At 33.4% G+C, this 12,749-nt stretch carries 11 protein-coding genes; 5 read left to right on the top strand and 6 right to left on the bottom strand.

From position 1 onward, the window contains the following. Position 1 precedes the first annotated feature (1 nt). The 4 genes from H0I26_RS18225 to H0I26_RS18210 all read right to left on the bottom strand — a co-directional run bounded on the left by H0I26_RS18225 (position 2) and on the right by H0I26_RS18210 (position 3,414). On the bottom strand, positions 2 to 841 hold the full coding sequence (locus H0I26_RS18225) for an alpha/beta fold hydrolase (RefSeq protein WP_256935192.1): 840 nt from the start codon (positions 839 to 841) through the stop codon (positions 2 to 4). 2 nt (positions 842 to 843) lie between these two features. Next, entirely contained in the window at positions 844 to 1,215 is a 372-nt protein-coding gene (locus tag H0I26_RS18220; RefSeq protein ID WP_218700301.1) for a cupin domain-containing protein, read from the bottom strand. Between the two features lie 49 nt (positions 1,216 to 1,264). Then, entirely contained in the window at positions 1,265 to 1,816 is a 552-nt protein-coding gene (locus H0I26_RS18215; protein WP_218700300.1) for a hypothetical protein, read from the bottom strand. Positions 1,817 to 1,884: 68 nt separating this feature from the next. Continuing rightward, complete coding sequence (locus H0I26_RS18210) at positions 1,885 to 3,414, bottom strand: helicase HerA-like domain-containing protein (RefSeq protein WP_218700299.1); 1,530 nt, start codon at positions 3,412 to 3,414, stop codon at positions 1,885 to 1,887. Between the two features lie 106 nt (positions 3,415 to 3,520). Here H0I26_RS18210 and H0I26_RS18205 point away from each other — a divergent pair, with 106 nt between their 5' ends. Both H0I26_RS18205 and H0I26_RS18200 read left to right on the top strand, forming a co-directional pair. Further along, positions 3,521 to 4,150, top strand: coding sequence for a 7-carboxy-7-deazaguanine synthase QueE (locus H0I26_RS18205; RefSeq protein WP_218700298.1), 630 nt, complete (start codon positions 3,521 to 3,523; stop codon positions 4,148 to 4,150). 12 nt (positions 4,151 to 4,162) lie between these two features. Further along, positions 4,163 to 4,411 carry a hypothetical protein gene (locus tag H0I26_RS18200; protein WP_218700297.1) on the top strand — a complete coding sequence of 83 codons (249 nt, stop codon included), beginning with the start codon at positions 4,163 to 4,165 and terminating at the stop codon, positions 4,409 to 4,411. On the opposite strand, the gene H0I26_RS18195 is transcribed toward H0I26_RS18200, so the two are convergent. Then, the gene (locus H0I26_RS18195; RefSeq protein ID WP_218700296.1) at positions 4,408 to 5,685 is read right to left on the bottom strand and encodes a YCF48-related protein; all 1,278 of its coding nucleotides are present in this window, start codon (positions 5,683 to 5,685) and stop codon (positions 4,408 to 4,410) included. The two genes, H0I26_RS18200 and H0I26_RS18195, sit on opposite strands and share 4 nt — an antisense overlap. A gap of 191 nt (positions 5,686 to 5,876) precedes the next feature. Between H0I26_RS18195 and asnB the strand changes: the two genes are divergently transcribed. Then, complete coding sequence (asnB, locus tag H0I26_RS18190; RefSeq protein ID WP_101020146.1) at positions 5,877 to 7,541, top strand: asparagine synthase B; 1,665 nt, start codon at positions 5,877 to 5,879, stop codon at positions 7,539 to 7,541. A gap of 53 nt (positions 7,542 to 7,594) precedes the next feature. Here asnB and H0I26_RS18185 read toward each other — a convergent pair whose 3' ends face one another. Further along, positions 7,595 to 9,106, bottom strand: coding sequence for an ATP-binding protein (locus tag H0I26_RS18185; RefSeq protein ID WP_101020144.1), 1,512 nt, complete (start codon positions 9,104 to 9,106; stop codon positions 7,595 to 7,597). A 425-nt stretch (positions 9,107 to 9,531) separates the two neighbouring features. Between H0I26_RS18185 and gyrB the strand changes: the two genes are divergently transcribed. Together gyrB and mdh are read left to right on the top strand one after the other, a co-directional pair. Continuing rightward, positions 9,532 to 11,481: a DNA topoisomerase (ATP-hydrolyzing) subunit B gene (gene gyrB, locus H0I26_RS18180; RefSeq protein WP_101020142.1), complete on the top strand. Its 1,950-nt coding sequence runs from the start codon at positions 9,532 to 9,534 to the stop codon at positions 11,479 to 11,481. 311 nt (positions 11,482 to 11,792) lie between these two features. Next, positions 11,793 to 12,719 (top strand): malate dehydrogenase, encoded by a 927-nt coding sequence (mdh, locus tag H0I26_RS18175; protein WP_136583691.1) that lies wholly within the window; start codon positions 11,793 to 11,795, stop codon positions 12,717 to 12,719. Positions 12,720 to 12,749 lie beyond the last annotated feature (30 nt).

Here is a 12,749-nt window from a genome sequence, read left to right as displayed (position 1 = left end):
GTTACGCTTTTATAAAGTTAATAATAGCTTTGTTTACACTATCGTCGCGTAATCCGTGACCAAAACCTTCTGTGGTAATTAATGTTGAATTTTTAAAGTTTGATGAAATTAGTTCTGCTTCATCATATTGAATAATCTTATCACCTTTATCATGAATAATAAGACCTTGTAAATTTATTTCTTTTGAAAATTTAGCAGCTGAAAAATGAGATGGTTTATAATTAAAACGCTCTAAAACTAAGTCATTTAATCCATTTTCAATACGCTTATTAAAACCTAGCATATTGACATAGTTTTTAAACACGTTTGTAAACTCTGAAGGAGCACCAAGCAATATCATTTTTTGTAAACCTTCGTTTTGATATTTGTGCTGAAAAAAGACAGACGCCATACCGCCAACGGAATGCCCAATAATTACATCTGGGTTATAGTGGTTAGCCACTACATTTATAAATTCTGAATACAATATAGCATTAAACTGTGTACCGCTTGATTTACCATGCGCCGGTCCGTCTAAAGTCACAATGTTATAATCTAATTGTTGTAACATCTCTATGAGTTGCTTCCACCTATAAGTGTTGCTTTCCCAGCCATGTGCTAGCATAATGGTTGTTTTGGATCCTGACCAGTTATAGGTCTGTATGTCGTGGTTATCGTGCGGTAATGTTAGTTGCTTGGCTGTATCTAAAAAAGGATGATGTTTTTCTGTAAAACGACCTTGTCTTGGTGTTGCAAAGATATCTAATGCTTTTGCACTTGCATATTTTGGCGCAACATAGCTCACGGCATTTAAACCGTTACCAATTATTTTTGGAAGTACTTTAGCTATTGTTTTTTTCATTTTTAATCTTCTCTGTTTACTAAATCAATTGAAAAAGCAGGTGTGCAAATAGCAATGTATTCGCAAGCTATTGTAAATGGATTAGAGTATTGAACGCGGGTGTTTTTTTCTATTTTAATAGATTGACCTGCTTCCAATATTATTTCTTCCCCCTCAATAATAAATTGCTTTTTTCCTTTGATTATATACGTGTATTCGTCAAATTCTGGTGTTTGAAACGGTTCGCTCCAACCAGCAGGAGCAACCATATGTGCAATGCTAAGCTCTTTATTCCCGTCTGTAGCCAAACCAACATGTTCTTCTATTAATTTGCCATCCGTTGTTGGAACAACAAAAGGGCTATTTTGTATGGTGTATTTTTTTTTGCTTTCCATGTTTTAAAATTTGGAGTATACTATAATATTGCGTCTATAAAAGTTAGAACTACCAACCCAACATAAAAGACTTAATCTTTGCAGTGTCTGGGATATTAGCAGACTCTATTGTTTTTTTAATATCAAATCTAAATTCTGCTGGCAATTCTTTTTTGTCAATTAAGAAAAAGGCATCGCTTTCTTTTACAAAAATAGAGGCACTTTTAAAGGAATTCTGAATTTTAGTAATGGTATATTTTGCTTTAATATCACCAAATGTACTAGCACTTGTAATTCCTTTGTCAGTTTTAAATCGGGCATCTTTTATTATAATACTAGATATCGTTGCTGTAGAATCTAGTAATTGCTTAGGGGTTAAGCTTAACAAATGTTTACCACCTTTTTCATAAATTTCAATAGTGTTTAAAGTACTCGAAAACTCGTCTCCTCCAATTGGACTTATTATCGAGTCGTTTGCGTAAATAGTTTTCAACTCTTTGACTTGTGTAGAGTCTGTTAATAATCCTATGTTTTGATTTTGTACCAAAAAGGGATCTGCCCCTTTGTTACAAGATGTAAATACTAATGCGATAATACTTAGCGCTACTATTGTTTTTTTCATTGTTGTTATATTGTTTTTTTTATTTCCGCTTAAGCGACATTCTTTTATGATACTAGAGTACTAGTTTATTACTTCAGAACACGTTTTAAAATCCCAAAAACACTTCTAATAAATGTAGCACTTGTTAAGACTTTAATTATTGGGTTTTGAGCAGTGCTTTGTCTTCTAGTCGTGGTTGTTTTAGTTTTCTTTTCTGCTTTCTCTTTTTCTGCCTTAGCGTCTTCTTCAATTTGCAAAGCTTCAGCCTTTTCTATTTTTTTGTTTAATAACTCATAAGCACTTTCACGATCAATGGTGTCGTTGTATTTTAAAACGAGTTTAGAGTCGTCAAGTAAGGCTTGTAACTCATTATCGCTTAAAATATCCATTCTACTCATTGGCGCACGCATCATAGTTGATGCAAGCGGTGTAGGTCTTCCTTTTTCGTCTAAAGCAGAAACTAAAGCTTCTCCCGTACCTAATGACGTTAGGATTTCTGCAGTATCATAATACGCTGTGTCAGGGTAATTCTGTGCTGTTAATTTAATTGCTTTTCTATCTTTTGCAGTAAAGGCACGTAAGGCATGTTGGATTTTTAAACCTAACTGACTTAATACACCTTCTGGGACATCGGTTGGGTTTTGTGTGACAAAGTATAAGCCAACCCCTTTACTACGGATTAGTTTGACAATGCTTTCTATTTGGTTTAATAATGCTTTGGAGGCTTCGTTAAAAATTAAATGTGCTTCATCAATAAACATAATTAATTCGGGCTTACCAGAGTCACCTTGTTCTGGTAAAGTTTCATATAATTCTGCTAATAAACTTAGCATAAAAGTCGAGAATAATTTTGGTCTATCTTGGATGTCTGTTAATCTAATAATATTAATATAGCCACGACCATCCCTTGTGGTTCTTAACAAATCTTCGACTTCAAAACTTTTTTCGCCAAAAAATAAATCGCCACCTTGTTGTTCTATTTCGATAACCTTTCTAAGGATTGCTCCGGTAGAAGCGGAGGAGATACGTCCGTATTCGTCCTGAAACTCTTCTTTACCTTCGTTAGTGCAGTATTGTAATATTTTTTTGAAATCTTTTAAATCTAATAACGGTAATTTATTGTCGTCACAATATTTAAAAATAACAGACACTACTCCAGATTGTGTATCTGTAAGGTCTAAAATTCTTGATAATAATACAGGTCCAAATTCACTTACCGTAGCACGTAGTCTAACACCGTCTTGTTCCGATAGGCTTAGAATTTCGACGGGAAAGCCTTTTGCTTCAAAAGGTAATCCTATTTTAGCATGACGTTCGTCAATTTTTTCATGACCAGGACTTGGTTGTGCAATACCACTTAAGTCCCCTTTAATATCCATAAGTAAGACCGGGATTCCTTTATCACTTAGGTTTTCTGCTAAAACTTGAAGTGTTTTAGTTTTTCCTGTTCCAGTAGCACCTGCAATTAAACCATGTCTATTCATGGTTTTTAAAGGTACATTTACAAAAGCATCCTTAACGGTTTCGCCATCTAACATAGCAGATCCCAAAGTGATATAGTCGCCTTTACAAGTGTTTCCCTCTGTGATGTGTTTGAAAAATTCGTCTTGTCTGCTCATTGTTAAAAATATTTGATGTAAAAATACTAATCTTAGCGTAAATCATTGAAAACTTTCAACTTTAAATGCTTAAAACTTCCAATAGATAAGATTATATTTGCAGTCCATGAAACAAGAGATACAAGATTTAGTTAACAAAGGATTGATGCTGCCTTTAATGGAAGAGTTTTATACTATCCAAGGCGAAGGATTTCATAAAGGAACTGCTGCTTATTTTATAAGAATTGGTGGTTGCGATGTGGGATGTCATTGGTGTGATGTTAAAGAAAGTTGGAATGCTAATTTACATCCACCAACGAGTACAGATGTTATAGTTGCTAATGCTAAAAAGTATAGTGATACTGTAGTTGTAACGGGTGGGGAACCATTAACTTGGGATATGACAGCATTAACGGATAAGCTTAAAGCTGAAGGTTGTAAAATCCATATTGAAACTTCTGGTGCTTACGAGTTAACCGGGCAATGGGATTGGATTTGTTTATCTCCTAAAAAAATGAAACTACCGACTCAGGGTGTTTATGATAAAGCACACGAGCTAAAATGTATTATTTACAATAAGGACGATTTTAAGTTTGCTGAAGCGCAAGCTGCTAAAGTTAACGGCGATTGTATTTTATATTTACAACCAGAGTGGAGCAAGCGGGACACTATGATCCCTATGATTGTAGATTACGTTATGGCAAATCCAAAATGGAAAGTGTCATTACAGACGCATAAATATTTAAACATACCGTAGTCCTATTTAATCTTGAAAAACTCTTTAGATGTTCTGTTAGGTGTTTTGATTGGTTTAGGTAGTCTATGTATTGGATTGTTATTTGCAATGCCATTAAATAGTGTGGTTCCTTTTTTATTTTCTGTTTTTTTTGATATTATATTGATTCTATTTCTTTTTAAAAGAAATAGAAAGCAATTGGTTCTTGGTGTTTTTATGAATTTAGTCTTATTTATACTATTAACAGTAGTTATTTATGCAGGTTTAAGTAATATGTATTAATTTTTAATGAATGTTATAGATTGTCTTCCGCTGTTATTGTGAAAATCTAAATAGTAAATCCCAGAAGCTAAGTCTTTAACATCAAAATTGTATTGTCTTAGGACGTCTGATGCTTTTATTTGTTCTCTAGAGAGTTGTTTTATAAAACGACCCGACCCATCATATAATTCGATTAATAGATTATCATCACTTTTAAAAGCTATAGAAAATTTTAAATCAGCGCTAACAGGATTTTTTAGAAGTGTAACTTGTAAGGGGGATTTTTCTGTTTCTGAAATAGTGTTAGTGCCTAAAGTTTGGTCTGTATACTTATATATAGTTTTTCCAGAAGCATAAGCTAAATTTGGAGATACAACAAAAATTCGATTAAGATTAGAGCCAATGTTTAAATTGGTCCATGTTACTCCGCCATCAGTAGTTTCATGGAAACCAGTCGTGTGTCCTCCGATCCAACCATGCGTTTCGGATATAAAACCAACTGCTTGAAGATTTGTTTCAGGACCGTCCGTTGTAAACCAAGAGCTTCCGGCATCTGTAGATTTTATAAATTTACCTAACGTTTCTGCTGTAGATTCAACAGCTCCAAAAATAATATTTGGATTACTATCTAAAACCTGTATTTTCCAAACATAATCGCCAACAACAGTAGAGTTGTATATTTCAGTCCAAGTCGTTCCTCCGTCTTCTGTCTTTAATAAAGTGCCGCCATTATTATTTCTTCCTGCCGCGTAACCAAGGTTTTCTGTTACAAAGTAGATTTCTACTAAGGCCTCTGCATAAGCTGACATGTCAATATATTGCCAAGACAAACCGCTATCCGTAGATTTGATAATAAACGCAGGATTAAAATAAGCGCCACAACCAAAAACGGTAGAAGTTCCAATGGTGTTTAATCCACAAAGAGCAACAGGATTTGGAGTAATATTAGTAACAGTGGTCCAGGTTACTCCGCCATCGATAGTTTTGTAAAAAAGGCCATTTAAAGTACCTAAAAAACCAATGTTTTGATCTAGAAATTCAATATTCCTAAAATAGTGGTTACTGCCTAAGTCTGTTTGGTTTAATTGTTCTGACCAAGTAATTCCGCCATCTGTAGTTTTATGTACAGAGGCGTAATATCCATTTGCTGCCCAACCAGTGTTGGCGTCTAGAAAAAAGACATCGTCAAAACGTTGATTGTTAATATTGGGTTGTATCTCTGGTAGCGTTTGCCAAGTAGATTGTGCGCTTAGATTAATGCAAAACAAAGCGATACATAGGTGTAATATTTTCATTGGAAATGGTTTTACTTTCAGATTGTAAAGCTAAGATTCCTTTTTTAAAACGCAAAAGTGTCTGATTTTTGTAAATAACTACATTTTTGTTTTAATATGTAAGCATTAATGGGTTTGGTGTTTTAATATTGAAACATAATAATCATATTTGCTACATCAATTAGAATTAAAGAATTAAAATATATAAGATTATGTGTGGAATTGTATGTGCTTTTGACCTTAAACAGAAAAGTGAAGATTTAAGACCTCAGGTTTTAGAAATGTCCAAAACTATCCGTCATCGTGGACCAGATTGGTCAGGTATTTATAGTGATGATAAAGCTATTTTGGCACACGAGCGTTTGGCTATTGTGGATCCAGCATCTGGAAAACAACCATTGTTTAGCCCAGATAATAAACTAGTGTTAGCAGCAAATGGCGAAATATACAACCACAGGGCATTGCGTCAACAGTTTGAGGGTAAATATGATTTTCAAACAGAAAGTGATTGCGAAGTTATTTTAGCCTTATATCAAGAAAAAGGAGTCGATTTTGTAGATGAAATGAATGGTATCTTCGGGTTTGCAATCTATGATGTTGAAAAAGATGAATATTTTATCGCTCGTGATCACATGGGGATTATCCCATTATATATTGGTTGGGATCAAAACGGAACTTTTTATGTGGCTTCCGAATTAAAAGCTTTGGAAGGCGTTTGTACTAAAATTGAATTATTTCCTCCAGGACATTATATGTCTAGTAAAGATGGTGAATTTGTAAAATGGTATAACAGAGATTGGAGTGAATATGATGCTGTAAAAGAAAATGAAACAAGTATTGCAGAAGTAAAAGAAGCTTTGGAAGCAGCGGTGCATAGACAGTTGATGAGTGATGTGCCTTATGGTGTATTATTATCAGGAGGATTAGATTCTTCAGTGGTATCTGCAATTGCAAAAAAATATGCACAAAAACGTATTGAGAGTGATGATACTTCAGAAGCATGGTATCCACAAACACACTCTTTTGCAGTTGGATTAGAAGGCTCTCCGGATTTAGCGGCAGCCCAAAAAGTAGCGGATCATATTGGAACAGTCCACCATGAGATAAAGTTTACCATTCAAGAAGGTTTAGATGCTATTAAAGATGTAATTTATAACATCGAAACGTATGATATAACAACAATACGATCGTCTACACCAATGTATCTAATGGCAAGAGTTATTAAGTCTATGGGAATTAAAATGGTATTGTCTGGTGAAGGAGCCGATGAGATTTTTGGAGGATATTTATATTTTCATAAAGCGCCAAATGCACAAGAGTTTCATGAGGAGACCGTTCGTAAACTGGATAAGTTGCATATGTACGATTGTTTAAGAGCGAACAAGAGTTTAGCTGCTTGGGGGATCGAAGGGCGTGTCCCTTTCTTAGATAAAGAATTTATGGATGTTGCCATGCGTATCAACCCTCAAGATAAAATGATTAATGGAGAGCGTATGGAAAAATGGGTTGTTCGTAAAGCCTTTGAAGATATGTTGCCAGAAAGCGTAGCATGGAGGCAAAAAGAACAATTTAGTGATGGCGTTGGTTATAGCTGGATTGATACTTTAAAAGAAGTTGTTGGAGAGGCGGTGACGGATGAGCAGATGGCTAATGCTAAGTTTAGATTTCCAATACAAACGCCACAAAATAAAGAAGAGTTTTATTACCGCTCTATCTTTGAAGGACACTTCCCGAGTGATGCGGCAGCTTTAAGCGTACCACAAGAAGCAAGTGTTGCGTGTAGTACGGCAACAGCATTAGAGTGGGATGAAGCTTTTAAAAACATGAACGAGCCTTCTGGACGTGCTATCGCAAACGTGCACGATAAAGCATATTAGAATTTAAAAACGAAGTAGTAAAAAAATGCCCAATAATTTATTGGGCATTTTTTTTAGTCTAAAATAGGCTGTGTTGGTTTCGGGTCGGGCGTAAGATGTTGAATCCTATCGATAATCCTAAATAGTTTTGTTTTGTCTAAAGGTTTGGAAAGACAATCAATAAAACCTGCTTCATAAACTTCGCTGTTAATTTCTGCAGAAGAATAGGCTGTGTGCGCTATTATAGGTAGATATGGTTTAAACTCTTTAATTATTTTTCTAGCTTCAAAACCGCCCATTTTCGGCATTTTTAAATCCATAATAACTAATTGGATTGAATCGTTTTTTTTGCAGATATCAACTGCTTCTTCTCCGTTTTTCGCTCTTATAACCGTGTAATTTCGCATGGTCATCACGCGATTTATTAGCATAAAGTTAATGTTGTTGTCTTCAGCAATTAAAATATTTAAAGGCTTTATTTTGTCAACAGGATTTAATTCGATTTCTTTTTTAGGTGTAATAGGTAGCCCATTTAGTTTTAAAGGGACTGTAAAGTAAAAGGTCGTACCGGCATTTTCTTCTGATTTTAACCAAATATCTCCACCTAGCATATCAATGTAAGCTTTTGAAATAGCTAGTCCTAAGCCAAGACCACTTAAATTGATCGTTTTATCATTCTGAATACGGTTAAATCTATTAAAGATGTTTTTAGAATCATCTTTGGTCATTCCAATACCTGTATCCTGAATATAAAATTCTAACATATTACTATCAGGATTAATATTGTATCCAAAATTGACAGCTCCTTTTTCTGTGTATTTTACTGCGTTATTAACTAGGTTTACAACTATTTGCTTGAATTTTGTTTCGTCACTTATTAATTGAAAAACAACAGGATGTTTGGGTTGGTCTAAAAATAATTTTAAAGATTTGTCTTTAGGAATGCTAATTTCAATAGTTTGTTTAACCTCATTTAAAACCTCTTGTAAGTTAAAAGCACTATAATTAGGTTTTATTTGATTGGTATCAATTTTTGACATTTCAATTAAATCATCAATAATCAATACAAGATTCTCTCCACTACGTGTAATAACAGTTATGTATTCTTTTTTTTCGGCTTCAGATAGTTCTTGAGTACTTAAAATGTCAGAAAACCCAAGAATTGCATTCATAGGCGTTCTTATTTCATGCGATAGGTTTGTTAAAAAGGAAGCTTTTAAAACTTCACTTTCTTCAGCTTTTTCTTTAGCTTTTTGTAATTCTTCTTTTTGTTGATTGCTATTTAGAAACAAGTCACCAATACGCGAAAATTCTAATGAGGCCTCTTTTAATTTAGCGATAGCAGATTCGTCATTTTTTTCTAGAATCTTAATAATTAAACTTAAGGGTTCGGCAATCATTTTTCTTAAGAAAAAAACAAAAATGACTAACAGTGCTACAAAGCTACATGTTAAAATAGCTAAATACGTTTTGTTTTGATTTTTTAAAATAAAAAAAGAAACAAAACAAATGATTAGAAATAACGAGCCAGAAGCTGCCATTATAACTATCATCTTCTTGTATGTAGAAGAAAAATAATTTTTCATAGATTGGTTAAGTCAATTTAGGTGTACGAAAGTATAAAAATAATTTATATAGTGTTGCTAGCTAGGTCAGTTTTTCTTATAGTTTACATAATGATAATTTTAATTAAGATGCTTTAAATATCTTTTTTGTTTAAAAGCATTACAAAAATGAAATTAAAATGTGTTTAAAATAAAGCTTCTTAGCGTTTTTTAGTTCTTTTGTATTTTAGGAATTATAAAAATCGGTTATTTTTTGTTTTAAGGTGTTTTTTAGACGATTTAAGGCGCTTTTTTGTTTTTAAGTAAATGTTAATAATTTTTATGCTATACGCTTAAATTAGCTTGAAAAACCTTATTAATTTTGTATATTTGTTTGTATTCAATAGGGTGCTTAGTCGCATCTTTTTTTATGCTTAAATCAGAAATAGATCATAAACAATATAAATATGAGCGAAAAAAAGGAAGAGTTCAATAAAGATGGATATTCGGCAGATAGTATCCAAGCTTTAGAGGGTATGGAGCATGTGCGTATGCGTCCTTCAATGTATATTGGGGATGTAGGAGTACGTGGTTTACACCATTTAGTATATGAAGTTGTAGATAACTCGATTGATGAAGCTTTAGCTGGTCATTGTGATAATATTACAGTTACGATTAATGAAGACAACTCGATTACTACAGAAGATGATGGTCGTGGTATTCCTGTAGGAATGCACAAAAAAGAAGGTGTTTCAGCTTTAGAGGTTGTAATGACTAAAATTGGTGCCGGTGGAAAGTTTGATAAAGATTCTTATAAAGTATCTGGTGGACTTCACGGTGTTGGTGTAAGTTGTGTTAATGCATTATCAGATCATTTAACAGCAACTGTATATAGAGAAGGAAAAATTTGGGAGCAAGAGTATTCTAAAGGAAAAGCCTTATACCCAGTAAAAGCCATTGGAGATACAGATAAAAGAGGAACAACAGTTACTTTTAGACCAGATCCAACAATATTTACACAAACGTTAATTTATAACTATGATACTTTAGCTAGTAGAATGCGTGAATTAGCATATTTGAATAAAGGTATTACAGTACATTTAATAGATAAGCGTTTTACAAAGGAAGATGGTTCTTTTGAAGGTGAAACATTTCATTCTGAAGAAGGATTAAAAGAATTTATCAAGTTTTTAGATGCTACAAGAGAGCCTTTAATGAAAGATGTTATTTCTTTTGAAGGTGAAAAAAATGGCGTACCTGTTGAGGTTGCAATGATTTATAATACATCATATGCAGAAAACTTACATTCTTATGTAAACAACATTAATACACATGAAGGAGGGACACACCTTTCTGGTTTTAGACGTGGTTTAACACATACGCTTAAAAAGTATGCGGATGAGTCGGGAATGTTAGACAAATTAAAGTTTGATATTGCAGGAGATGATTTCCGTGAAGGTTTAACAGCTATTATTTCGGTAAAAGTTCAAGAACCTCAATTTGAAGGACAAACAAAAACTAAATTAGGAAACAGAGAAGTTTCTGCAGCAGTGAGTCAATCTGTTTCAGAAATGTTATCTGATTATTTAGAAGAAAATCCAGACGATGCTAAAATCATTGTGCAAAAGGTAATCCTTGCAGCACAAGCACGTCACGCCGCGCAAAAAGCGCGTGAAATGGTACAGCGTAAAACAGTAATGAGTATTGGTGGTTTGCCAGGGAAATTATCTGATTGCTCTGAGCAAGATCCTGCAAAATGTGAAGTATACTTAGTCGAGGGAGATTCGGCAGGTGGTACTGCAAAGCAAGGTCGTGATAGAGCGTTCCAAGCAATTTTACCTTTACGTGGTAAGATTTTAAATGTAGAAAAAGCGATGACACATAAAGTGTTTGAAAACGAAGAGATAAAAAATATCTTTACAGCTTTAGGTGTTACTATCGGTACAGAAGAAGATAGTAAAGCCTTAAATCTTTCTAAATTAAGATATCATAAAATAGTAATCATGTGTGATGCCGATATTGATGGTTCGCATATTGAAACTTTAATTTTGACTTTCTTTTTTAGATATATGAAAGAACTAATCGAAAACGGACATATCTATATTGCAACACCGCCTTTGTATTTAGTTAAAAAAGGAGCGAAAAAACAATATGCTTGGAGTGATGAAGAGCGTGTTAAGATTATGCAAGAGTTTGGTGAGTCTTCAAAAATCCAACGTTATAAGGGTCTTGGAGAGATGAATGCAGAACAACTTTGGGATACAACAATGAATCCTGAGTTTAGAACATTACGTCAAATACAGATTGATAACGGTGTAGAAGCAGATAGAGTATTCTCTATGTTGATGGGGGATGAGGTACCACCAAGACGTGAGTTTATCGAGAAAAACGCTATTTATGCAAACATTGATGCTTAATTAGTTCAGTTAATTTTATATTGTAAAGGAAACATTTTTTAATGTTTCCTTTTTTTTTACTCTAAAATCTATTTTGACCTGTAAAAAAAGGAAATACTTAATTTTGATTAATATATTTAAGACTTTGAGATAAATTAATTTATAATAGCATTTTTTTTTAACCGTCTTGATTACTGATAAACTTTAGAATCTTTTTTTTAGGATTAAAGATCATCTCTTAGATTTATAGTTTTCTTAATAAAAAGTAATTTTAAAATGTTAATTTTGTAGAACAGTAAGAAACACAATTAATTTTAAATATTAAATAAGATATGAAAGTAACAGTAGTTGGAGCAGGAGCAGTAGGTGCAAGTTGTGCAGAGTATATTGCAATTAAAAACTTTGCATCAGAAGTCGTTTTATTAGACATTAAAGAAGGTTTTGCAGAAGGTAAAGCAATGGATTTAATGCAAACAGCCTCTTTAAATGGTTTTGATACTAAAATAACGGGTGTCACTAACGATTATTCTAAAACAGCAGGAAGTGATGTTTGTGTTATTACTTCTGGTATTCCACGTAAACCAGGAATGACACGTGAAGAATTAATTGGTATTAATGCAGGTATTGTAAAAACAGTATCGTCTAACTTAATTAAAAATTCTCCTGATACAATTATCATAGTAGTAAGTAATCCAATGGATACTATGACTTATTTAGTACACAAAACGACAGGTTTACCAAAAGAAAGAATTATAGGTATGGGTGGTGCATTAGATTCTGCGCGTTTCAAATACAGATTAGCAGAGGCTTTAGGAGCTCCTATTAGTGATGTTGATGGAATGGTAATTGGAGGTCATTCTGATAAAGGAATGGTGCCATTAATAAATAAAGCGGTAAGAAACAGTGTTTTAGTTTCAGAGTTTTTATCTGAAGACCGTATGGAACAAGTTGTACAAGATACTAAAGTAGGTGGTGCAACACTTACAGGTTTATTAGGTACTTCTGCCTGGTATGCTCCAGGTGCAGCTGTATCAGGAATGGTTCAAGCTATCGCATGTGATACTAAAAAGATTTTCCCTTGTTCTGCTTTATTAGAAGGCGAATTTGGATTAAGTGATTTATCTATTGGAGTTCCTTGTGTATTAGGAGCAAACGGAATCGAGAAAATAGTAGAAATTAGTTTAACTGATGCTGAAAAAGCAAAATTAGTAGAATCTGCTGAAGGTGTTAAGAAAACTAATGGATTATTAGAATTATAATAATTACGTTAAAATATTTTTTTAAAGACT

This window comes from Olleya sp. HaHaR_3_96 (assembly GCF_019278545.1).
In the GTDB taxonomy this organism is placed as follows: Bacteria; Bacteroidota; Bacteroidia; order Flavobacteriales; family Flavobacteriaceae; genus Olleya.
This window is presented reverse-complemented; position numbering and strand designations above follow the sequence as displayed.

Excerpts from the sequence above, each read along its gene's own strand:
- H0I26_RS18225 (WP_256935192.1), bottom strand. The coding sequence starts at position 841 with ATGAAAAAAACAATAGCTAAAGTACTTCCAAAAATAATTGGTAACGGT.
- H0I26_RS18220 (WP_218700301.1), bottom strand. The coding sequence starts at position 1,215 with ATGGAAAGCAAAAAAAAATACACCATACAAAATAGCCCTTTTGTTGTT.
- H0I26_RS18215 (WP_218700300.1), bottom strand. The coding sequence starts at position 1,816 with ATGAAAAAAACAATAGTAGCGCTAAGTATTATCGCATTAGTATTTACA.
- H0I26_RS18210 (WP_218700299.1), bottom strand. The coding sequence starts at position 3,414 with ATGAGCAGACAAGACGAATTTTTCAAACACATCACAGAGGGAAACACT.
- H0I26_RS18205 (WP_218700298.1), top strand. The coding sequence starts at position 3,521 with ATGAAACAAGAGATACAAGATTTAGTTAACAAAGGATTGATGCTGCCT.
- H0I26_RS18195 (WP_218700296.1), bottom strand. The coding sequence starts at position 5,685 with ATGAAAATATTACACCTATGTATCGCTTTGTTTTGCATTAATCTAAGC.
- asnB (WP_101020146.1), top strand. The coding sequence starts at position 5,877 with ATGTGTGGAATTGTATGTGCTTTTGACCTTAAACAGAAAAGTGAAGAT.
- H0I26_RS18185 (WP_101020144.1), bottom strand. The coding sequence starts at position 9,106 with ATGAAAAATTATTTTTCTTCTACATACAAGAAGATGATAGTTATAATG.
- gyrB (WP_101020142.1), top strand. The coding sequence starts at position 9,532 with ATGAGCGAAAAAAAGGAAGAGTTCAATAAAGATGGATATTCGGCAGAT.
- mdh (WP_136583691.1), top strand. The coding sequence starts at position 11,793 with ATGAAAGTAACAGTAGTTGGAGCAGGAGCAGTAGGTGCAAGTTGTGCA.